Annotated in this window: 14 protein-coding genes and 1 other RNA gene; 4 read left to right on the forward strand and 11 right to left on the reverse strand. The window is 34.5% G+C overall.

All coding sequences use genetic code 11. From position 1 onward, the window contains the following. Positions 1–675: 675 nt before the first annotated feature. From A9G11_RS11050 to A9G11_RS11060, 3 genes are all read right to left on the reverse strand, one after another. Positions 676–1,065 carry a cyclophilin-like fold protein gene (locus A9G11_RS11050; RefSeq protein WP_081298542.1) on the reverse strand — a complete coding sequence of 130 codons (390 nt, stop codon included), beginning with the start codon at positions 1,063–1,065 and terminating at the stop codon, positions 676–678. Between the two features lie 81 nt (positions 1,066–1,146). Further along, positions 1,147–2,169, reverse strand: a complete 1,023-nt coding sequence (locus tag A9G11_RS11055) for an alpha/beta hydrolase (protein ID WP_065619729.1) — start codon at positions 2,167–2,169, stop codon at positions 1,147–1,149. Positions 2,170–2,244: 75 nt separating this feature from the next. Then, positions 2,245–3,453 carry an MFS transporter gene (locus A9G11_RS11060; protein ID WP_065619673.1) on the reverse strand — a complete coding sequence of 403 codons (1,209 nt, stop codon included), beginning with the start codon at positions 3,451–3,453 and terminating at the stop codon, positions 2,245–2,247. Positions 3,454–3,584: 131 nt separating this feature from the next. Here A9G11_RS11060 and A9G11_RS11065 point away from each other — a divergent pair, with 131 nt between their 5' ends. Then, complete coding sequence (locus tag A9G11_RS11065; protein ID WP_065619674.1) at positions 3,585–4,481, forward strand: LysR family transcriptional regulator; 897 nt, start codon at positions 3,585–3,587, stop codon at positions 4,479–4,481. 294 nt (positions 4,482–4,775) lie between these two features. Here the strand turns inward: A9G11_RS11065 and ssrA are convergent. Together ssrA and A9G11_RS11075 are read right to left on the reverse strand one after the other, a co-directional pair. Continuing rightward, positions 4,776–5,140, reverse strand: a transfer-messenger RNA (tmRNA) gene (ssrA, locus tag A9G11_RS11070). A 64-nt stretch (positions 5,141–5,204) separates the two neighbouring features. Further along, positions 5,205–6,185, reverse strand: coding sequence for a 2-hydroxyacid dehydrogenase (locus tag A9G11_RS11075; RefSeq protein WP_065619675.1), 981 nt, complete (start codon positions 6,183–6,185; stop codon positions 5,205–5,207). A 985-nt stretch (positions 6,186–7,170) separates the two neighbouring features. Here A9G11_RS11075 and A9G11_RS11080 point away from each other — a divergent pair. Then, on the forward strand, positions 7,171–8,067 hold the full coding sequence (locus A9G11_RS11080; protein ID WP_065619676.1) for a DMT family transporter: 897 nt from the start codon (positions 7,171–7,173) through the stop codon (positions 8,065–8,067). 79 nt (positions 8,068–8,146) lie between these two features. Here the strand turns inward: A9G11_RS11080 and A9G11_RS11085 are convergent, their stop codons facing one another. Then, positions 8,147–9,424 (reverse strand): virulence factor family protein, encoded by a 1,278-nt coding sequence (locus A9G11_RS11085; RefSeq protein WP_065619677.1) that lies wholly within the window; start codon positions 9,422–9,424, stop codon positions 8,147–8,149. A 1-nt stretch (position 9,425) separates the two neighbouring features. Then, positions 9,426–12,029, reverse strand: coding sequence for a bifunctional lysylphosphatidylglycerol flippase/synthetase MprF (gene mprF, locus A9G11_RS11090; RefSeq protein WP_065619678.1), 2,604 nt, complete (start codon positions 12,027–12,029; stop codon positions 9,426–9,428). Positions 12,030–12,470: 441 nt separating this feature from the next. Between mprF and A9G11_RS11095 the strand changes: the two genes are divergently transcribed. Together A9G11_RS11095 and A9G11_RS11100 are read left to right on the forward strand one after the other, a co-directional pair. Further along, positions 12,471–13,157, forward strand: a complete 687-nt coding sequence (locus A9G11_RS11095; RefSeq protein WP_081298545.1) for an HD domain-containing protein — start codon at positions 12,471–12,473, stop codon at positions 13,155–13,157. Between the two features lie 72 nt (positions 13,158–13,229). Then, positions 13,230–14,072: an aldo/keto reductase gene (locus A9G11_RS11100; RefSeq protein WP_065619679.1), complete on the forward strand. Its 843-nt coding sequence runs from the start codon at positions 13,230–13,232 to the stop codon at positions 14,070–14,072. 43 nt (positions 14,073–14,115) lie between these two features. Here A9G11_RS11100 and A9G11_RS11105 read toward each other — a convergent pair whose 3' ends face one another. From A9G11_RS11105 to nrdA, 4 genes are all read right to left on the reverse strand, one after another. Beyond that, on the reverse strand, positions 14,116–15,039 hold the full coding sequence (locus A9G11_RS11105) for an AEC family transporter (protein WP_065619680.1): 924 nt from the start codon (positions 15,037–15,039) through the stop codon (positions 14,116–14,118). A 24-nt stretch (positions 15,040–15,063) separates the two neighbouring features. After that, positions 15,064–17,718 (reverse strand): bifunctional uridylyltransferase/uridylyl-removing protein GlnD, encoded by a 2,655-nt coding sequence (glnD, locus tag A9G11_RS11110; protein ID WP_065619681.1) that lies wholly within the window; start codon positions 17,716–17,718, stop codon positions 15,064–15,066. Positions 17,719–17,895: 177 nt separating this feature from the next. Beyond that, positions 17,896–19,026 (reverse strand): class Ia ribonucleoside-diphosphate reductase subunit beta, encoded by a 1,131-nt coding sequence (gene nrdB, locus A9G11_RS11115; RefSeq protein ID WP_065619731.1) that lies wholly within the window; start codon positions 19,024–19,026, stop codon positions 17,896–17,898. 147 nt (positions 19,027–19,173) lie between these two features. Continuing rightward, the gene (nrdA, locus tag A9G11_RS11120; RefSeq protein WP_065619682.1) at positions 19,174–21,459 is read right to left on the reverse strand and encodes a class 1a ribonucleoside-diphosphate reductase subunit alpha; all 2,286 of its coding nucleotides are present in this window, start codon (positions 21,457–21,459) and stop codon (positions 19,174–19,176) included. Between the last annotated feature and the right edge of the window lie 205 nt (positions 21,460–21,664).

Raw genomic sequence — 21,664 nt, forward strand, 5'->3', positions numbered from 1 at the left:
GAATATAATTTAAATTGGTTACAGATATTTTTCAGTTGACCTATTGTAAACTCATGATTAAGTATATTCTTCATCGTCAATTTATTGCTTTTTTTAATATGGACTCGATATTTTTGCAGGTGTATTTTTTAGCCCCACAATTTTCATACATTATCAAACCAATTCGTCTTCGTGATAACCTCATTCCTTGTTTTCTAAGCACTGGCTGTAGCTTCCTTAAACCATAAATCTGATAATAGGAACGATTTCTTCTTATTTTTAAACGCTGACTGAGGGGAATTTATGGTCATTGTTATTACTTTATTTAGGTTTGGTTTATCATAACAGTGACTTTATAAAAGTGGTATTAATTAGTGTAACTTATCCAATAGAATGCATTAATTTGGTTCCTATAAGTATTTAATTATAGTGAACGTTAAATTAATATAAAAACACAGTTTGTATATTTTTATGAAATGAGATTTTTTATTTAATGTCTATTAATTAGAATATCAATCAACAATAATTTGCCAATGGGAGTTGAATTAGAACTCTTATCCATTGATATTACTATATTCCTTCCTAATTGGAATAGTTAAATTAAATCCCCCTTATTTTTTGAAGAAAAAATAGATTTTTGTGAAATAAGATATCTTGTTAAATGGTATTTGATAGCTATATTTACTAATTATATGTTTAATCAATATACTCTAATGTAACTGTAGTGTTTTGCTTGAGTTGTGCAAGTAGTTCTTTTCCATCTTTAATTCTACCTAATGCGTAGACACCTTCAGCTTGTCCATAGCCTTTATAAAATATGGCTAAATTACCCCATGGAGCATAGTAAGTAAAATCACTCGGTATTGTGCTTGCTTTGGGTGTATCTTGTAAGATTAGTTTATTAGGGAGATAGGCAATTTTTTCTTCTCCTGCAAAATCAGATAATGTTAAAGAAAGAGGAAGCTGTTTTAATAACTGTCTGCTAGCTGAGTTATCAAATAATTCAATAATAATAGGTTGGTTATCAAGGGTTAATTTGATGTGAGCGATTATTTTGGTTGAGTTATTATTAGCGTAGACTTGCATAAAAAACACCATGAGTATATTAATAATTAGTAGGTTGTAGCATAGTTTAATCATAGCTTCCTCTGTCTTGTACAATAAATTTTACTTTAAGTATTTGTTAAAAAAATCTGTTAATTTATCAAATGGAATAAGATCGACACGATCATAGAGATCAACATGTCCAGCTCCTTTAACATAGTAAAGCTCTTTAGGCTCTACAGCTCGCTGGTAAGCATCTTCACTAAACTCTTTAGAGTGTGCTTTGTCACCAGTGATAAATAAAAGTGGTCTTGGAGAAATCATTTCTATGTCATTAAATGGATAAAAATTCATGAATTTAACATTACTTGTAAGAGTAGGATGTGTTGTTAGCATTGGCAATTGTCCTTTAGGTGTAAACTCACCTCTAGGGGTCCGATAAAAATCGTAAAACTCACGTTCAATTGGTGTTGATTGATCGGTTAATTGATTGACGGTACCACTAGTGTATTTGGTTTCACCACCATTGAATTCAACATAACGTTGTTCTGAAGCTTGTTCAATAATTTGTTTTCTTTGTTCAAGTGTGAGAGTGTGTCTAAGTGCTTGGCGATTAGCTGCACCCATGTCATACATACTTACTGTTGCAATCGCTTTTAGACGAGAATCAATTTTAGCTGCACTAATGGCAAAACTTCCACTACCACAGATACCAATCACACCAATACGTTCTTTATTCACAAAAGGCCTTGTGCCTAGAAAATCAACAGCAGCACTAAAGTCTTCTGCATAAATATCAGGCGATACTAGATTACGCGGAGTACCTTCACTTTCTCCCCAAAAAGATAGATCAATAGCCAGAGTAACAAAACCTTGTTCAGCCATTTTGCTTGCATACAAATTAGCGCTTTGTTCTTTTACCGCTCCCATTGGATGACCAACAATAATGGCAGGATAGGTAGTTTCACCCATTTCTTTAGGCATAAATAAATTACCCACAACCTGCATGTTATATTGATTTTTAAAGGTAACTTTTTGAACAGTTACAAGATTACTTTGATAAAAATTATTGGCATCATTTAACATATCTTGCCCCCTTGCATTAAAAGATAGAATAATTCCAAAAATGGTTATGGCAATTACCATTACAGATTGTTTTAACAAAATAAATTGCTTTTTCATATACACCTCACTAGTCAATGTACTTTTTTAAAAGTACGGTTACACCGGTTTTTTCATCATCTTTAAATAAATTGAAAAACTATAATGTATGAATAAAATGGCTAATAACATAACGCCTGCTGATGCAATAAAAAGTCCACTTCTTCCAAAGTAATCATATAAATTCCCGCCAATGGCTGTGGCCATACCAATAGAAAGTTGAATAGCCGCTACTGAAAGACCACCCATTAATTCAGCTTTATTTGATAATGTGCGAGTTATCCAAGTAGTCCATCCAACTGGAATAAAACCGAATAAAAGCCCCCAAACAATAATCATTATTAGGTTTTCAGAAATAAGGTCTTTGCTAAAAAAGAGTGTTATTGCTATAACAAAAAATAACAAATGAACCACAAACATGGTGATTTTAAAGAATTGTCCTAAGAAGTAACCAGCAATAACTGTTCCTGCACAATTGGCAATACCAAATAAAAGAAGTGTAAGAGTGACTATGTTTGATGCCAATTGAAGGTCATTTTGCAACCAAGGTCGTAAATAACTAAAAACAATATGATAACCTCCATAACTCGATATAATTGCCAGTATGCCAATAGAGATCCATTGTTGTTTTAATAAATTGAACATTGAACTAAAGCTATTACCCTTTTGGGCGGGTAGTGAAGGTAAGGTAAGAAGTTGCCATATTAAAGAGACTAATCCCATTAATGCAGCGATAATAAAGACATTACGCCACCCCATAATATTCCCTATATAACTTGAGAGTGGTAAAGCAATAATAGTGGCAACCGAAACACCAGCATAGATAATACTTAGTGCGCGAGATATATCTTTAGATGTTGCAAGTTGTAGTGTTACTGCCGAGGTCATTGACCAAAAACCGCCCACACAAATACCCAATAAACCACGACCAATTAACAAAATTGTATAGTTTAAGGAAAAAGCTACGATGAGATTGGATACAATCACAATAACTGAAAAGCCGAGTAAAATAATTTTACGGTTAATATGTTTAGCTACGGGAGATAACAATAAACTTGCAATTACAGCAAAAATACCAACCATAGTTATACTCTGTCCAGCTAAACCTTCACTAATACTTAAGTCATGTGCAATAGGTGTTAATAGGCTAATAGGTATAAATTCTGAGGTAATAAGGCTAGAGACCCCCATAAATAGGGACAGAATAGCTAACCAGTAGGTATGTTTAGGTGAAACAAATCTATTTTCAAATAGTTCTTGCTCTCTCACGGTACATAATTTATCTAGTAATGTATGTTTATTTAAATTTTAATTGCATTACTTATTCATAACAAATACCTATAATTTATGATGTATAATGCTTTTTAGGCATAAATATGATTTTTTAAGAGAATAAATAAATGGATATTAGAGTATTAAGGTATTTTTTAGCTGTTGCCAATGAAGGTAGTATTACTGCAGCAGCTAATGCTTTATATTTGACTCAACCTACACTTTCACGCCAATTAAAAGAGTTAGAAGATGAACTGGGAAAAAAGCTATTTCATCGTAGTAATCATCGTATTAGTTTAACGGAAGAAGGTGTTTTATTACGTAAACGTGCAAATGAGATTTTAGATTTGGTCAATAAAACCAAAGCAGAGTTTGTGGATATAAAGGAAAATATTACTGGCAATATTCACATTGGCTGCGGTGAAACAGAAGTCTTTAGATATATAGCCCAGATAACGAAAGAGATACAAGAACAGTATCCACATATTCATTTTCATTTTTATAGTGGCAATGCTGAATATGTAATGGAAAAACTAGATAAAGGATTGTTCGATTTTGGAATAGTAATTGAACCTGTTAATGTTTCTAATTACTATTACTTAAATATGCCAAACAATGATACGTGGGGTTTATTGATGCGAAAAGATAGCCCTTTAGCCACATTTAATATGATAACCGTTTCCCATTTAGCCAATCTACCACTTATTTGTTCTAGACAATTATTAATAGAATCATTATCTAAAAATAATGTCATTAATTGGCTTGGAGATATGGCTACCAAACTTAATATTGTAGCCACCTATAACTTGATTTTTAATGCTTCTATTTTGGTACGTGAAGGGGTTGGTTATGCAATCACACTTGATAAACTAGCAAATACTAGTGATGAAAGTCCAATATGTTTTAGACCATTTGCACCAAAACTTGAGTCTGGTTTAAATATTATCTGGAAAAAAGATCAAGTTTTATCAAATGCCAGTAAGTTATTTTTAGAAAAAATAAAAGAGGTTTGTGAGTTTAGTTAACAAACACTCAAACGCCTTTGGCTATAGTGTGAGTTAAATTAACATAAAAAGAATTTATATATATTTATGAAGTAACATTTTTATTTAATGTTCAAAAAGGGGGGTAGTTATACGTGCCATTGTTATACGATTTTTAGTTATATGTTATCCGTATAACTAAACATATACCTAAAAATTGTGGTTGTAAAAGTATCTTACTGATACTTACGGAATACTAAAACAGCCTTTAAAGCTTGTTATTACAGGGTTTGGTGTGCTTTAGTGGGTTTAAAAGAATCTTACGAAATAGCGAATTGGTGGAGCTGGCGGGAGTTGAACCCGCGTCCGAAATCTCTACATCCTCGGTACTACATGCGTAGTTTGTCTTTAGATTTCATCTACCCGCTGCGGACAAACACGCTACTGATAGACTAGCTTGATTATGTTTAATGCTTCAGCCCCAAGCAAGGCATCCACACGATCTCGTTTAGGTTTGACTCCTCTTGATCCCCGTCCTACGAGCGGAGGCTAGGGAGAGAAGGCTCTATGCAGGTTATTAAGCTGCTAGTGCGTAGTTTTCGTCGTTTGCGACTATTTTTTTGCGGTTTATTTACGAGGCCTACCGCACCTCGGCATGCACCTTGGGTTTCGCAAATCCCGTCGAATCCAGAATCAGCCCCAATTGTGAATTGTAACTTAGTACAATGTTGGGGCATTATAGGTGAATTCAAGTGGGAATACAAGTTAACCTACTTCTGGATTCACCCAATTCTCGGTTGGTTTTTCGTCTTTTAATGCGGCAATAATATTATCGACTGCACATTTTGCCATTGCATAACGCGTTTCTACTGTTGCCGATCCTACATGAGGCGATAATAGTACATTTTCAAGCTGTAGAAGTGGTGAGTTTGTCGGTAGCGGTTCAACTTCAAATACATCAAGACCAGCTGCTTTAATTGTTTTATTTTTTAGTGCCTCTGCTAGTGCTTGTTCGTCAATAATACGTCCTCTGGCACCATTAATTAATATGGCTGACGGTTTCATTAAGGCTAGTTTTTCTTTGGTGATTAGTCGATCCGTTTCAGGTGTAAGTGGGAGTATGATGACAAGAAAATCTGCTTTGCTTAATACATCATCAAGTTCAAGTCGTTTGGCATTGAATGCTTGTTCAGCATCAGGTTGTGCCGAGCGGTTGTAGTAAATTACGTTCATATCAAATCCGTGATAGGCTCTTTTCGCAATGGCTTTGCCAATTCGTCCCATACCTAAGATACCAATTGTTTTACCATGAATATCACAACCATAATATTCTGGAGTTATGCTTTTTTTCCATTTGCCGTTATGAATAAGGTTCGATAATTCAACAGTTCGGCGTGCCGTCGCCATAAGTAAGGTGAAAATTAGATCAGCAGTACTTTCAGTTAATACTTTAGGAGTATTCATTAAGCGTACACCATGTTTTTTTAATGCCGGTAGATCATAATTATCAAATCCAACCGAAATTGTTGATGCCGCTTTTAATTTTGGAGTTTGGCTAAGAAAGTTGTCATCTATACGGGTTGGCATGTTGGCTCCAATCATTCCGTCTGCATTGGTTAATGCTTGGATGAAAGCTTTGGGTTCGGTATCAGGATTACGATCAAATAGTGTCAAATTGAAAGTCTGTTCTAATCGAGCTTGTTGATCTGCAGGGATTTTACTAAATAAAACAACATTCTTTTTCATAATTTGTCCTTAGCAACTGGCGTTTAAACTAATGTTAACAGTATATCGCTAATACTATTTAATACGCAATTTAATCGAATTGCTTTATAAATTGTTAAAAATGTAGCTGTGTTGATTGATATGTAACTGTATGTTGTAAAGAAGTTTCAGGTTAACTATACGTTTCAGTATAATTTTTGATTAAAATTGAATTTAAATAGATTAATTAGGTAATGCTTTTTAAAAAAATGGCATTTGATAACATCGGTGATAAAGAAAATAAGTTAGTTAAAATCGGCTGATTCTTTATTTAAGAAAACTGTTCAGGTATGAAATAGCCCATGATGCTTTTTATTAATTTTGTTTATGATTTGATGTTGAATTTAGGTTATAGGTGAATGGTTAAAAGAGAATGATGTTATTGAGTGATGTTTAAATTTGTTACTAAGGTACTATATTTTATCGATGTGATTAGATCTTAACAAAGATATCACTGATAATTGTTCACTTTTTTGTTGGTATTTATTTTTTTTGAAAAAAAATAAAAAATTATTTCCAATAAAATCAATACAATAAGATGTATTTGGTTAAATATTTAAAAAATAGGTGAAATTAAATTGAACTTTTCTTTATTTGGTCTGTCTATATTTTCAGATTACGTTTTTTCATTTTTTGCCCTCCACTCACTTTTTGTGAGTGGTTTTTTTTTGTCTAGCGTTTACCATTTTGACATTACAACAAGGCTAATGAAATAGTGTTAGTATGGCATCTGAATTTTGGCTTTTTGATGTAAATAAAAAATATTTGCACAAAGCTAAACAGGAAGTTAGTATTGACCCAATAGTATATCTTTTAATTAAAATAGAGTTTTTTAATACGTTATCAAGTCCTTTCAACAAAATTATTCTAATCTAGTTTGAGTTGTTTTATTCGGACGAGTAGGGCATTTAGAACAATAATCTATGCTGTGGTGGCGTTATATCTTATGTGAGCAGAGAGAATTTCCATGTTATTATCAAAAAGGTCACAAGGGCATCTTATTGCGCTAATGACAGTATTTATTTGGGGTACAACCTATATCGCCACTAAAGTTTTATTAACAGAATTTAAACCAATTGAGATCCTCTTTTTTCGATTTACCTTAGGTTATATTACTCTTTGGATTTTATCGCCACGTTTTTTTGTCTGGCAAGGTTTTAGACAAGAGTTGCTATTTATGTGTGCTGGGTTTTGTGGTGTAACCTGTTATTTTTTATGTGAAAATATAGCATTAACTTATACAACAGCCTCAAATGTTGGTGTTATTACGACTTTAGCTCCTGTATTTACTGCGATTTTAGCTATATTCTTTTTGAAAGCCGAAAAACCAGCTAAAAGTTTTTATATTGGTTGTATATTTGCCATTATCGGAATTGCTTTAATTACCTTTAATGGTAAATTTGTGCTTTCTGTGAATCCATTAGGCGATTTACTCGCTGTTTTTGCATGTATTTTTTGGGCTGGTTATTCAATTTTAACCAAAAAAAGTAGTAATTATGGTTACAATATTATTTTATTAACGCGTCGATTCTTTTTTTATGGCTTAATGCTCATGTTACCCGCGCTTTATATTTTCAATTTTGAATTGGATTTAGATCGTTTTTCCAACCCAGTGAATATATTTAATATTATCTTTTTAGGTGTTGGAGCATCGGCTATCTGTTTTGCTTCTTGGAATTATGCAGTGAAATTGGTGGGAGCTGTTAAGATCAGTATTTATATCTATTTAGTGCCAATCATTACGATTGTTACCGCAATGATTGTTATAAATGAGCCTTTTACTTGGATCGCTGCCATAGGCACATTATTTACACTTTGTGGTGTGTTGTTATCTGAAGGGAAAGTAAGAGTTCGCAAAAAATAGTAAATCATTGCGATTTGATTATTTATAAAAAGGGGCATTGCCCCTTTTGTTTTTATGATTGAGTTGAGTCTATTGGTTATTACATGCGTTTATCAATGGCTTGCATAATAATTTGTCCAAGGTGTTGGTAATTTTCATCAAAATGATGCCCGCCAGGCAATTTAAATGCTTCACCGTGCATTTCTGGTTGTAAGCATCCTGTTTCCTCTTTTTCCTCTTCACCATAAATACAAAATAGTTTATTGGCGGGAATAGGATTTACTTCCGGTGCAGTTTTCATTTCGTCACCAGACTGACCTAACCAACCGCTGACTTCAATTTCAAAATTAGCATCCTTTGAGAAAGCAATTAAAACCAGTGCCTTGACACTTTGTTTATCTTCAGTTGATAAACGATTATAAAGTGCTGGTAATATATCCCCTCCAAATGAGTAACCTGCTAAGATAAAGCGAGTGGTTCCCCATTTATCGCGATATTGTTGCATTAAGTGAGTAAGATCTTTAGCGCTTCGTTCAACGGAGCGGTGTTGCCAAAATAGCTTTAATGCATCGACGCCAACTACAGCATAACCATGCGAGGCCATATATTGGGCAGAGATTTTGTCTAAATCACGCCAGCCACCGTCGCCGGAATAATAGAAGGTAACTGTTTTAGGGTGAATTTCATTACTTGTTGCAGGTAATTCAATAACGGGGAGTTGTTCATGTTCACCAAAGAGAATAGATGATAGATGTAAACTTAATAGTTTGGTTGGTGATGCTTCATATTCACCTATTGAGGTGTTGACGGTAATGTTTTTTTGTTCTCGAGGAAACACCGCAACATTTTCATCCGGTGGATTATTCCAAATAACTTGCCATTCGCCATGTGTTGCTTGGGTTGGTAATGGTTCATCACAGTCTTTATGATCTAAAGTAAACTCTACCGATAATGCTTTAGCTGTATCATTTTGTTGTTTTGTTAACCAGCGGTAGGCAAAAGCCGCACCTTCTTCCATACCGGCAACAGCAAAATGAGTTTCATCTAAGATTTTGGTAGCCTGATTGAAACGATTTTGTTGCTCACTACAACTCGCTTGTGGTTTCAATTCAAATTGTACTAACTTTGCGCCCATTTTTTCGGATAAATCTAGTAGTTGTTCGGCAGTGAAGTGATTTTTTTTGGTTGCAACAATAATTGCTGCCGCTTCAGCGGATTTTTTTGGTGTTGCTTTTATAAGCGAAAAATCATTGGTTATTTGAATGGTTTTAACAGATGCACTGGCTAAATTTTTTATCAAGTACCAGCCAAAAAATGCCAATATTATTATAAGTAGAGTGATAAATAGTATTAGCACACAGCGTAAAAATTTTTTCATTTTATGGATTCTTGCTCTTTTTTAGTCCGGTAATACCACCCGAAATTAACATGGTTGTATCAATTAATGCCACTAGTGGATCAAGTCCTGCCGGTACGGCCATATAGCGAGGTTCCCATTGCGTGGCGAATTTTTCTTTAAAACGACGTAATCCTTGGAAATTATAAAAACGACCACCTCGTCGAAAGACTAAGGCGCCAAGTCTTTGAATCATAGGTGCGCCTCGTCGTCTTTGCATACCAGAAAGTGGAACCATACCTAAACTAAAATATTTAAATCCTTTTTCTTGGTAATGGAGAATTAAGCCTACCATTAAAAATTCCATCGTTAATTTAGGTATATCTTGCATAACGCGCATTAAGTCGATGCTAGCGGAATAATTTTGTTGAGTTTCCAGTAGATTGACAAAAGCAATAATACGCCCTTCATATTTAATGACCGCAATGGTGAAATTATCTAAATACTCTTTAGAAAATGATCCTAACGAGAATTTTTTCTCTTTAGAATGTTTATTTTTAAGCCATGTGTCAGAAACAACTTTTAATTCATCAAGTGGTGCGGTGCCGGGCGGATAAAATACTAAAGATAAACCATCGCGTTGTCCACGGTTCCAAGTATAACGAAGATCTTTATAACCTTTTGAGGTTAAATCAAATTTTCTCAAATTAACTAAAGCTTCTTCACCAAGTTTTACTGTGCGTAACCCGATGTCCATATAAAAGGGTAAGTTAGCCGCTTTGACTTGGTAGAAAACAGGACGCAGGTGATGTTGATCGCATAAATCACGAAAAACCCAAATTAAATCTGCTCGTTCTGGATTGTCTCCAATTGGATCGTAAAGGGCTACCATACTTCGTCCTCGTCTTGCGTACATAATAAAGGCTGTATTTTCTTCATTGAAAAGTAATGCCTTATCTCCACTCATTGCCAGTCCACCTTCGGGCTGTTTAGAGTTTAAGATAATTTGCAAAGCTTTAGAAAGTTGCTCTTTATTAGGCTTAGTTAAAATAGGTAGAGCGGGACGGAAGATCCAAAAAAGCATGATACAGCTTAATAGAATAAAACTACCTAATGCTGCCCGTAACGCTCTTGGTACCCGACTATCTAATTCAAATTGCCACCATAATGTGTGACTGTAAGGAACATCTTGATAAATAAATAAGATGAGCCAAACAAATAGGGCAAGCATGCAAAAACAGATAGCAAAAAACTTGAAGGAAAAAGGGAGTACTCTAAGTCGGCTTTTGCGGTAAAACGCTTGTCTGAAATTAATTAATAAGATCGCAATACCTAGTAATGTAAGCGCCTCAATCCAATGTAGCCCGCGTAATAATGAACAGACACTACCCATAAGCAATAAGCAGACTGAAACGCCCCACGCTGAAAAAAGTCGGCGACGTAATCCCAAAGCGAGCAGTAAACATAAAACACCTATTAAACTCGCGGTTAAATGCGCAATATTAATGATTTTTTTAGGGATGAAGGTAGTGACTAGATGTGGATTAAATCCGGGTATAAGGCTTGAAAACATCATGATAACACCCGCAGTAAATACAAGTGCCGCCATGACAGAAGCAGCGATCCCGGTTTCTGTTTCTTTCATTTGTGGGGCGGTTAAATAGTGCTTACCTTCATGAGCAAGTAATAAAATTCCGGCAGGAATAAGCGGAATTAAAATATAAATAATTCGGTAAATAAGTAGCGCAACGGTTAATGAGGCAGCACCAATTTCTGAAGAGAATGCTGCCAGTATAATAGCTTCAAAAACACCCACACCACCAGGTACATGGCTAAGTACGCCAGCGACCAGAGCAAGAATGTAGATCATGATAAATGTAATAAAATTAGGTTGCACTGGTAATAAGAAATAGAGAATTGCACCGGCAAAAATAGCATCAAATAAAGTGATAAGAAATTGACAGGATGCTAAACGTAAATTAGGTAAGCGAATAGTCCAACGGGACAGTTGAAATAGTCTGGTGTCTTTGTTTGGTCGTTCAGTTAGTCTATGGCGATATAAAGAGATAATAAGCGCAATATAAAGACAAAATACCAGGCTAACGGTGAATCGAACCGTAGTTGCTGATACATGCAAGGCTAGCATGGTATTTTTAGTATGGATTAGCGCGGTGATAGCTGCCAATAAGGGAAGGGTAAATCCTAAAGAGAGCGTAATAAAGATGGACATTCTCGCTACATCAATTGTGGTTAATCCATATTTGAAATAGAGACGACATCGCACTGCACCACCAGATAAAGCTGATAATCCAATGGCATTACCAATAGCAGAAGCACAAATCCCACCAAGGATGATAATCGAAGACTTTAATTTTACGCCGGCATAACGTGCAGCTGACCATTCATAACAGATTAACATTATATAACTTGCTACTGCAGACAGACATGCGAGTAATATTGCGTGGATAGAAAGTCTATGAAGTGAATGTTTTAGATCATGGAGATTAATTTCTTTTAATAGATGCCAACAAACAATTAAAGCAATAAAAAATATCGATAGACCCAATAATAAAGCTAATAATTGGCGATAGCGAGTGAAGTATTCTATGAGTTGCCACGGTAAAACTTTACGCGCTGATATTTTCATTTAAACAACTCCAATACTTGCTTGCTTAATATTTTAGTTAATATTTTAGATTTGCGCATTCTACATCCCCAAATTAGTGAAAACAATCGATAGAAAATAAAAAAATTTAAAAAAAAATATTAATTCTTTGTATTAATCTTTAACAAACTTTGTTTATTTATTACTACTCAAGTTAAACGGGTATTGGACGCTTATTTTTATACTTGATTAAAGGGTGTTTATTGGTGCTATTTTGCTTTTAAAACAATAGATCTTATTTAAAGGCATTACTTTGTCGTAAATTTTTATAAAAATGAGAAGATGTATAACCAGACAGCTTTTTTATTCGTTAATGGTTATTTAATCCTTGAGATATATTTTGTAAACGCTTAGGATAACCTGCAAATTAATTTTTGTGTATCTATAATATTAACTTTTATTATAATAATATTGGTAAAAGTGATGAATAATCGAATCAATAGTCAATTAACACCAACGCAGCAGTGCATCATTTTAAATATTCAGTCATTTGTAAGACAAAAACTGGCAGATGATTTTTCAGGGCATGATATGGCGCATATTGAGCGTGTTGTAAAATTGGCTCAGCGAATTTTAAAACATGAACCCAATGCAAATTATTTTATTGTTGTGGTAAGTGCCTATTTACATGATGTTATAGACGAAAAGGTGGTAGCTGATGTAGATCAAGCTGTGAGAGAGTTACTGACTTATTTAAAATCACAAAAAATCAATGATGATGAAATTAAAACCATTTTTGATATTATTGATAACATGTCATATCGAAAAAATCTTACTGAAAAAAAGGTATTATCTTTAGAGGGACAAATTGTACAAGATGCAGATCGTCTTGATGCCCTTGGTGCAATTGGGATAGGGCGTACTTTCTATTATGGTGGGAATAAACATAATATAATGTATGATCCTAATATTCCACCGCGAACTTTACTAGATGAAAATAGTTATAAGCAACCTAGTACAGTTATCAATCATTTTTATGAGAAACTTTTTTTGCTTAAGAGTATGATGAATACAGATACAGCTAAAAAAATAGCTTTAAAAAGACATAAATTTTTAGTCGATTTTGTTAAAATTTTTGAAGATGAGTGGTATGGTGAAAACGACTTTTAACCTTAGTTTATGGATATCAATAAATATTAATGATTTATTTATCATTTAAAATAAGAAGTAAGGAGGCGAATGATGACTTTTTCTATTAATAATAAGATTGTTTTAAGTAATGATGTAGCTATGGAGCAGTTTGGTTTTGGTACTTATACATTAACAGAATTTGATCAGTTATCTCGCGCTATTAATGCCGCTATAAAAGTGGGATATCGAGCCTTTGACACAGCACAGTTTTACCATAATGAAAAACCTCTCGGACAAGCACTGAAACAGTGTGGAGTTCAACGCGAAAAGCTGTTTATAACCAGTAAGATTGATAATAGCAATCAAGGTTATGACAAGACTTTAATTAGCTTTGAAAATACATTAAACGATTTGCAACTTGATTATCTCGATCTCTTTTTAGTTCATTGGCCTTTGATTGATACATTTTTTGATACATGGCGAGCATTTGAGACGCTATATGAACAAAAACTTGTACGCGCTATTGGTGTTTGTAACTTTCATATTTCACATTTTGAGTTACTTGCCAAGAAAGCCAATATTCAACCGATGATTAACCAAATTGAGATTCATCCCTATTTAACACAAGTTGATTTAGTTAAATATTTACGCAAACACAATATTGCCATTGAAGCATGGTCACCTCTTGGACGAAATAAAGTTATCAGTGATCCTTTATTAGTTGAAATTGGTGATAAATACCATAAATCTTCTTCGCAAATAACACTTCGTTGGCATTTACAAAATGGTTATATTGTTATTCCTAAATCGGGACATCCGGATCGTATCGCAGAAAATGCCAATCTATTTGATTTTGAACTTACGCCGAAAGAGATGAAACAGATAAATGGATTAAATAAAAACTTACGTACTGGAGACAATCCAGATGAGATTTTTAAAAATAACGGATTTTAGCTATCATCTTTTCTCTCCCGTGGTTAGAGAGAGAATCTTGACATTAAAATGGTATCGGTGCGCCGACTAGCCATAAAACAATCGGTAATGTTATTAAACTCAATATGGTACTAATTAGTGTGGCACTGGAAACTAGTTCTGGGTAAGTATCAAATTGAACTGACATTAAGGTAGTATTGGCCGCGGTTGGCATGGCAGCAAGCACAATAAGAACTTGCTTATAAATAGGTTCAATCGGCATAAAATAAACCATTGTCATAGCCACTATTGGTGAAAGAACCATACGGGTTAATAGTGCAATGGAGACTTTTGGGTAATCAAGTTGTTTAATTTTTATTTTTGCCAATTGCATTCCCAGAATAATCATAATAATCACAATTGATGCATCGCCAATCATGCCAATAGATGTCATAATTGATTTTGATAATGGGATATGGCAAAGCTGGAAGAAGATCCCCAAAAACGCGCCATAAGCAACTGGCATACGTATAACTTTATTTATCACATCTTTTTGCGAAACAATATCGCTATGCGAGCTGCCTTTGGCAGCGTAATAAATGCCAACAGTACTCATGACAAACTGTTGTAATACCATCATAATTACGCCCAAATTAAATCCCACTGAACCAAAAAAGACTAGCAGTACTGGCGTTCCGTAATTACCGTTATTCATGAAACAGGAACTTAATATCATGGCACACCGTTCTCGGCTTGAGTATTTCATGATAATCGACCAAATGGAGATGATCGCAACTAAGGCAAAACAGAGTCCAAAAATGTAAAAAATATAGTATAGATAATCAATAGTTAGGGTATGGGTATAGAATGTTTTAAATGCCAAAAAGGGAGAAAGGACATATAGGGACATTTTGGACAGATTTGCCACATCAAATTTCAATGCCTTTTGGGCGATAAATCCTACAATAAAAATACAAAAAATAGGAAAAAGAATAATAAAAAATTGCATGATTTTTATCTTTAGTTAATTAAATTAATTCATTGAGTCAATAGCATTGACTATTGATTCTCGTAGTTTATGACACATATTTTCATTGAGCGCTTTGTTATGTTTATCTGTTAAAATAAACAGATCTTCAATATGTTCTCCAATCGTGGCAATTTTAGCACTACTCAATGATAAGTCTAAATCGGCAAATACTTCACCAACACAAGCAAGCAAACCGGGTCTATCAAGCGCGATGAGTTCCATATAAGTTTGAGTTTGATTCAAGGCCGATAAGAAGTTAACTTGTGTCGGTACTGAAAATGAGCGTAACCGTTGCTTAGGTGGTTTAATTGTAACACCTTTGTAGACTGGATGTTGTAGTGCTTTTTCAAGCGACTTTATCAAGCCTTGATGTCGATCTTCTTGTACTGTTTGCCCGCTTGGCTCAAGGACAATAAAGGTATCAAGCGCAAATCCTTTTTTATTAGTAATGATAAGTGCATCGTGAATGGTTAAATTATGCATATTTAAAATATTACATGTGGTAGCAAATAGATAAGGTTTATCTGGTGAATAGATAAAGATTTCACTACCACCATGAGAAGGGTTTGGATTGATAAGGACTAATGTCTGCGTTAAATCATGGTGTATCAAATTTTGTGCATGCCAGACAATTTGTTCTGTTGTATAACGGAAGAAGTAATCAACACGGTAATCTTGCCAAAGGTTTTTAATTGTTGCCTCGTCATAATTTTGTTCCAGTAAGATTGCTAACGCTTCTTGTTTATGTTCACGGGCAATACTTCTTTGTTCTGGGATTTGATGTATTCCAGAATCCAATGAACGTTCAGCGATGTAATATAGCTCACGCATTAAGCTTTGTTTCCAACTGTTCCAAAGTGTTTCGTTGGTCGCACACACATCAGCAATGGTTAAGCAGAGCAAATATTGTAAACGGCGTTTACTTTTTACTTGTTGTATAAATTCACGTATAACGGACGGATCTTGTAAATCGCGACTTTGTGCCGTCACTGACATATATAAGTGATAGCGAACTAACCAAATAATTAACTCGGTATCTTTCGTATCGATTTGGTGTAATTGACAAAACTCTTTAACTAATTGCGCACCTATTTCAGAGTGATCACCATGACGACCTTTGCCAATATCGTGAAATAAACCGGTAATAATTAATAATTCGGGTTTGGATAATTTGGCAAATACTTTTGAACTATTTGGATGTTTTTGTATACCATTTTCGCTTTTGAGATTATCTAATTCAAGTAGTAGGCGAATAGTATGCTCATCAACAGTATATACGTGAAATAGATCGAATTGCATCATACCAGCAATATGTTTCCAACCTGGTATATAGGCTGTAAGTATTCCATATTGGTGCATAGGTAATATGGCTTTTTTTATTGCATCCGGATGCCTAATAATTTGCATGAAAAGTTGTCTGGCTTTTGGCTCTTCACACAATAATTTTGTCAATGTTCTTCTCGCTGAGCGTAATTGCCTTATGGTATTAGAATAAAGACCTATCACTTGTGGATTGAGTAAAATGGTGTAAAAAAGCTGCATAATCATGACAGGATCTTTTTTGAAAATAGTGTCATCTTTTACATCAATCAATTTTTCTCTTATCTGAAAATATTCATCAATATCGTAAGGTTTATTTTGTGGATTAAGTTCAAGTATAGATTCATCAAACAGCTGTAATAACATTTGATTGAGTTCAGTAATATTGTGTGCAACGCGATAATAATCATGCATCATCTTTTCAACAGGTGCGTTACCTTTACCACTATAACCTAACATATTAGCAATACTAAGCTGGCGATCAAATAACAATCGGTTATCATAGCGGCTAATCACACTGTGAAGCGCAAAACGTATTCGCCATAAAAACTTGCGGCAGGTCTTAAATTCATCAATATCTTCAGGTGTGAGGTAATTGAAATTTGCGATTTTCTGTAAAAATTCGCCACCAAAATGACGAATGGCAATCCATTGGATGATCTGCATATCCCGTAAACCGCCAGGACTATTTTTTAAATCAGGTTCAAGATTATAACTGGTACTGTGATACTGTTTATGTCGCTCTTGTTGTTCTTTAATTTTGGCTTGATAAAAAATCGGAGATGGCCAAATTTTGTCGCTAAAGATCTGCTTTCGAAGCTCATTTAATAATAGCTCATTACCACAAATAATTCTGGATTCAATCAGGTTGGTCATTATAGTGATATCATTTTTAGCCTCTTGCAGACAAGTTTTTAGAGTCCTGACACTGTGACCAATATCTAAATGTAGATCCCAAAGTAAACGAACTAGGTCGCTGATCTGTTTTTCAAGATCTTGTGTGAGCGGGTAATCACTTAAAATGAGAATATCAATATCTGATAAGGGATGCAGTTCAGCACGTCCATACCCACCGACAGCAATTAAAGCAATACGATTGTGTTTAAATAGCGAAGAAATTTGCTTTGGAATTTGATGATAACGCCATAAACGTTTTAGTAACCGATCTATGAATAAACTCCGTAAATGCACTAATGCATCAATATCTGCTCCTAATTTAAATTGTGCAACTGACCATTGTTGGAATTCATCAAGTTGTTGCTTTAAATAAGTCAGATTAATCTGCTCGTCACTAAAATCCATTGGAGAGACAGAGTAGTACAAATGAGGTTCATTCATAGTAATAATATCAAATTATTATCATTCAATCGTTATATCGTTACGCGATTTTAAATTACTGTCAAGTTAACGCGATACTAATTTAGATGAAATGATAAGAACGTGTCTCATAACAAAGGAACAATAAATTGTTCCTTTGTAAAGAAGTTTCAGGTTAACTATACGTTTTAGTATAAATCACAATTTAAAATCGCTCAAATCTTCCTCATTAATTTCTGAGTCAATTTGTCCAACCAGATAAGAACTCATTTCTGCTTCTTGTGGTGCAACTTGTACGTTATCGGATACTAACCAGTTGTTGATCCATGGGATAGGGTTAGATTTGACTGTAAATGGTAATTTAAGTCCAACGGCTTGCATACGAATATTAGTAATATATTCAACATATTGACATAAAATATCTTTATTTAGCCCTATCATTGATCCACCAACAAACAGATATTCAGCCCAATCTTTTTCTTGGTTAGCGGCTTGTAAAAATAGGTCATAGCACTCTTGTTCACACTCCTTTGCAATTTCAGCCATTTCAGGATCATCTTCACCGCTACGCAACGTATTAATCATAAATTGGGTGCCGGTTAAATGTAAGGCTTCATCACGAGCGATAAGCTTGATGATTTTAGCATTACCTTCCATAAGTTCTCGTTCCGCAAAGGCAAATGAGCAAGCAAAGCTGACATAGAAACGAATAGCTTCTAGGGCATTAACACTCATCAAACAAAGATAGAGTTTCTTTTTGAGTTCGCGTAAATCAATCGTTTTGGTTCTGTTATTGATTGTGTGTTTACCTTCACCAAGCAAATTATAGTAGCTTGCATAACTGATAAGATCATCATAGTAGCCAGCAATATCACCTGCGCGTTTTTGAATCTCTTTATTGGTGACTATATCATCAAAAACAACTGACGGATCGTTAACGATATTACGGATAATGTGGGTATAAGAACGAGAATGAATTGTTTCAGAAAATGACCAAGTTTCTACCCAAGTTTCGAGTTCCGGGATTGAAATCAATGGTAATAGCGCTACATTTGGGCTACGACCTTGAATCGAATCGAGTAAAGTTTGATATTTTAAATTACTGATGAAAATGTGTTTTTCATGTTCAGGAAGACTGGCGTAATCAATGCGATCTTGTGAAATATCAACTTCTTCTGGACGCCAGAAGAAAGAGAGTTGTTTTTCAATTAATTTTTCAAACATCTCATATTTTTGTTGGTCATAACGTGCGACGTTTACCGATTGACCAAGAAACATTGGCTCTTTAAGTTGGTCGTTATGCACATGCGAAAAGGTACTGTAATTCATACTCATAAAAGAACTCCTAACTGATTTTTAGTTACTTTTACCGCCACCTTTCGACAGTGGAAAAGGGTGGAATGCAAGGGGAAGCTGCCCGTTCCCCTTTTTAAAACTGCTTTTTAACGTAATACTTGCTGTTACCTATAAAGATACTTAAATTTTACAAGCACCACCTTCACAACCATCATCGCTGTGAGTGAGTGCAATATCACCTTGAACATCTTCAGCACCGTCACGAGTATTATGATAATAAAGGGTTTTTACCCCAAATTTGTAAGCAGTCAATAGATCGGCTAGAAGCTGTTTCATTGGTACTTTATCATTTGGGAATTTAGTTGGGTCATAATTGGTATTAGCTGAAATTGACTGATCAACAAATTTTTGCATGATGCCGACTAAATGTAGATACCCTGTATTATTAGGAATTTGCCAAAGTAGTTCATAGAAATTTTTCAGATCTTTATAATCAGGCACGACTTGTCGTAAAATACCATCTTTTGATGCTTTAACACTGACAAATCCTCGAGGGGGTTCAATACCATTGGTCGCATTTGAAATTTGCGAAGAGGTTTCTGAAGGCATTAACGCTGAAAGTGTTGAGTTACGTAATCCATGTTTTTTTATCGATTCACGCAGTGATTCCCAATCATAATGTAGTGGTTCTTTGGTAAGTGTATCTAAATCCTTCTTATAAGTATCGATAGGTAAAATACCTTGCGAATAAGTGGTTTGATTGAATAATGTACAAGCCCCTTTTTCTTTTGCCAGATTATTTGATGCTTTTAGCAAATAGTATTGCATTGCTTCAAAAGTACGGTGTGTTAAATTATTGGCACTGCCGTCAGAATATTTAACGCCATGTTTAGCGAGATAATAAGCATAGTTAATTACACCAATTCCTAATGTACGACGATTCACAGAGGAGTTTTTAGCAGCTGGAACAGGGTAGTCTTGATAGTCCAGTAGTGAATCAAGGGCGCGAACGGTCAAATCTGCAAGCTCTTCAAAATCATCTAAAGATTCAATTTTCCCAAGGTTAAATGCTGATAATGTACAAAGTGCAATTTCGCCATTTTCATCATTAATATTGTTAAGCGGTTTTGTCGGTAGTGCAATTTCCATACATAAATTGGATTGATGAACAGGTGCGAGTTGTGCATTAAATGGACTATGTGTATTACAGTGATCAACATTTTGGATATAAATACGTCCAGTAGAAGCTCTCTCTTGCATTAATAACGCAAAGAGTTCAACTGCTTTGACTACGCGTTTACGAATATTGACATCTTGTTCATATTTTTGGTATAGCTCATCAAACTTAGCTTGATCGGCAAAAAACGCATCATAAAGACCGGGTACATCTGATGGACTAAATAAAGTAATATTTTCATTTTTAATTAGGCGTTGATACATCAATTTATTAATTTGTACACCGTAATCAAGGTGACGCACACGGTTTTCTTCAACACCACGATTGTTACGTAATACCAGTAAGCTTTCGACTTCCAAATGCCAAATTGGATAGAAGACCGTTGCAGCACCACCACGTACGCCACCTTGTGAACATGATTTAACCGCAGTTTGAAAATATTTATAAAACGGTATACAGCCAGTATGAAAGGCTTCTCCACCTCGAATAGAACTACCTAATGCACGAATACGACCAGCATTTACACCTATTCCTGCGCGTTGTGATACATATTTAACTATAGCGCTCGCGGTTGCATTGATAGAGTCTAAACTATCATCACACTCAATTAACACACATGAACTAAATTGGCGAGTAGGAGTTCTAACACCGGACATAATTGGAGTAGGTAATGAAATTTTAAATGTTGAGACAGCATCATAAAATCGCTTAATAAAGCTAAGACGAGTTTGTTTAGGATAATGAGCAAATAAACAGGCAGCAACAAGAATATATAAAAATTGTGCGCTTTCATAAATCTCACCAGTGACACGATTTTGTACTAAATATTTACCTTCAAGTTGTTTTACTGCTGCGTAGGAAAAAGTCATATCTCGCCAATGATCGATGATTTTGTCCATTTGTTCAAACTCTTCTTGAGTATAATCTTCAAGTAAATGTGGATCGTAGCGTTTAGCATCAACTAATTTTTTGACATGTTCATAAAGTGGAGGTGGTGTAAATTGGTTATAGGCTTTTTTACGTAAATGAAAAATAGCTAAACGAGCTGCTAAATATTGATAATCAGGTGCATCTTGTGAAATAAGGTCGGCGGCAGCTCGAATTATTGTTTCATGAATATCAGATGTTCTAATACCATCATAAAATTGAATATGTGAACGTAATTCAACTTGAGAAACGGAAACATTTTCTAATCCTTCGGCAGCCCAATTAATAACACGATGTATTTTATCCAGATTGATTGCTTCTTTGTTACCATCACGTTTTGTGACTAGTATTGATTTATTCATTTTTTTTCCAGTGAGTTTCCTTATATTTTGTGCCAATCATGATAATTGATATTTATCAAAATATACAATATATAGTGCCTATTAATCAATTTAATACAATATATGGTGTATTTATTAATCATTGCGCATTTACTAGCAACTAAAACTTGAATGTTTATAAAGGTAAAGATACGTAACACAGAACAAATAAAGATGATATACAGAG

It is taken from the genome of Gilliamella sp. wkB108, assembly GCF_001690195.1.
Classification (GTDB): domain Bacteria; phylum Pseudomonadota; class Gammaproteobacteria; order Enterobacterales; family Orbaceae; genus Gilliamella; species Gilliamella apicola_L.

What these genes read in the sequence shown, in the direction of transcription:
- A9G11_RS11050 (WP_081298542.1), bottom strand. Translation starts at nt 1,065, where the DNA reads ATGCAAGTCTACGCTAATAATAACTCAACCAAAATAATCGCTCACATC.
- A9G11_RS11055 (WP_065619729.1), bottom strand. Translation starts at nt 2,169, where the DNA reads ATGGTAATTGCCATAACCATTTTTGGAATTATTCTATCTTTTAATGCA.
- A9G11_RS11065 (WP_065619674.1), top strand. Translation starts at nt 3,585, where the DNA reads ATGGATATTAGAGTATTAAGGTATTTTTTAGCTGTTGCCAATGAAGGT.
- A9G11_RS11075 (WP_065619675.1), bottom strand. Translation starts at nt 6,185, where the DNA reads ATGAAAAAGAATGTTGTTTTATTTAGTAAAATCCCTGCAGATCAACAA.
- A9G11_RS11080 (WP_065619676.1), top strand. Translation starts at nt 7,171, where the DNA reads ATGTTATTATCAAAAAGGTCACAAGGGCATCTTATTGCGCTAATGACA.
- A9G11_RS11085 (WP_065619677.1), bottom strand. Translation starts at nt 9,424, where the DNA reads ATGAAAAAATTTTTACGCTGTGTGCTAATACTATTTATCACTCTACTT.
- mprF (WP_065619678.1), bottom strand. Translation starts at nt 12,029, where the DNA reads ATGAAAATATCAGCGCGTAAAGTTTTACCGTGGCAACTCATAGAATAC.
- A9G11_RS11095 (WP_081298545.1), top strand. Translation starts at nt 12,471, where the DNA reads ATGAATAATCGAATCAATAGTCAATTAACACCAACGCAGCAGTGCATC.
- A9G11_RS11100 (WP_065619679.1), top strand. Translation starts at nt 13,230, where the DNA reads ATGACTTTTTCTATTAATAATAAGATTGTTTTAAGTAATGATGTAGCT.
- A9G11_RS11105 (WP_065619680.1), bottom strand. Translation starts at nt 15,039, where the DNA reads ATGCAATTTTTTATTATTCTTTTTCCTATTTTTTGTATTTTTATTGTA.
- glnD (WP_065619681.1), bottom strand. Translation starts at nt 17,718, where the DNA reads ATGAATGAACCTCATTTGTACTACTCTGTCTCTCCAATGGATTTTAGT.
- nrdB (WP_065619731.1), bottom strand. Translation starts at nt 19,026, where the DNA reads ATGAATTACAGTACCTTTTCGCATGTGCATAACGACCAACTTAAAGAG.
- nrdA (WP_065619682.1), bottom strand. Translation starts at nt 21,459, where the DNA reads ATGAATAAATCAATACTAGTCACAAAACGTGATGGTAACAAAGAAGCA.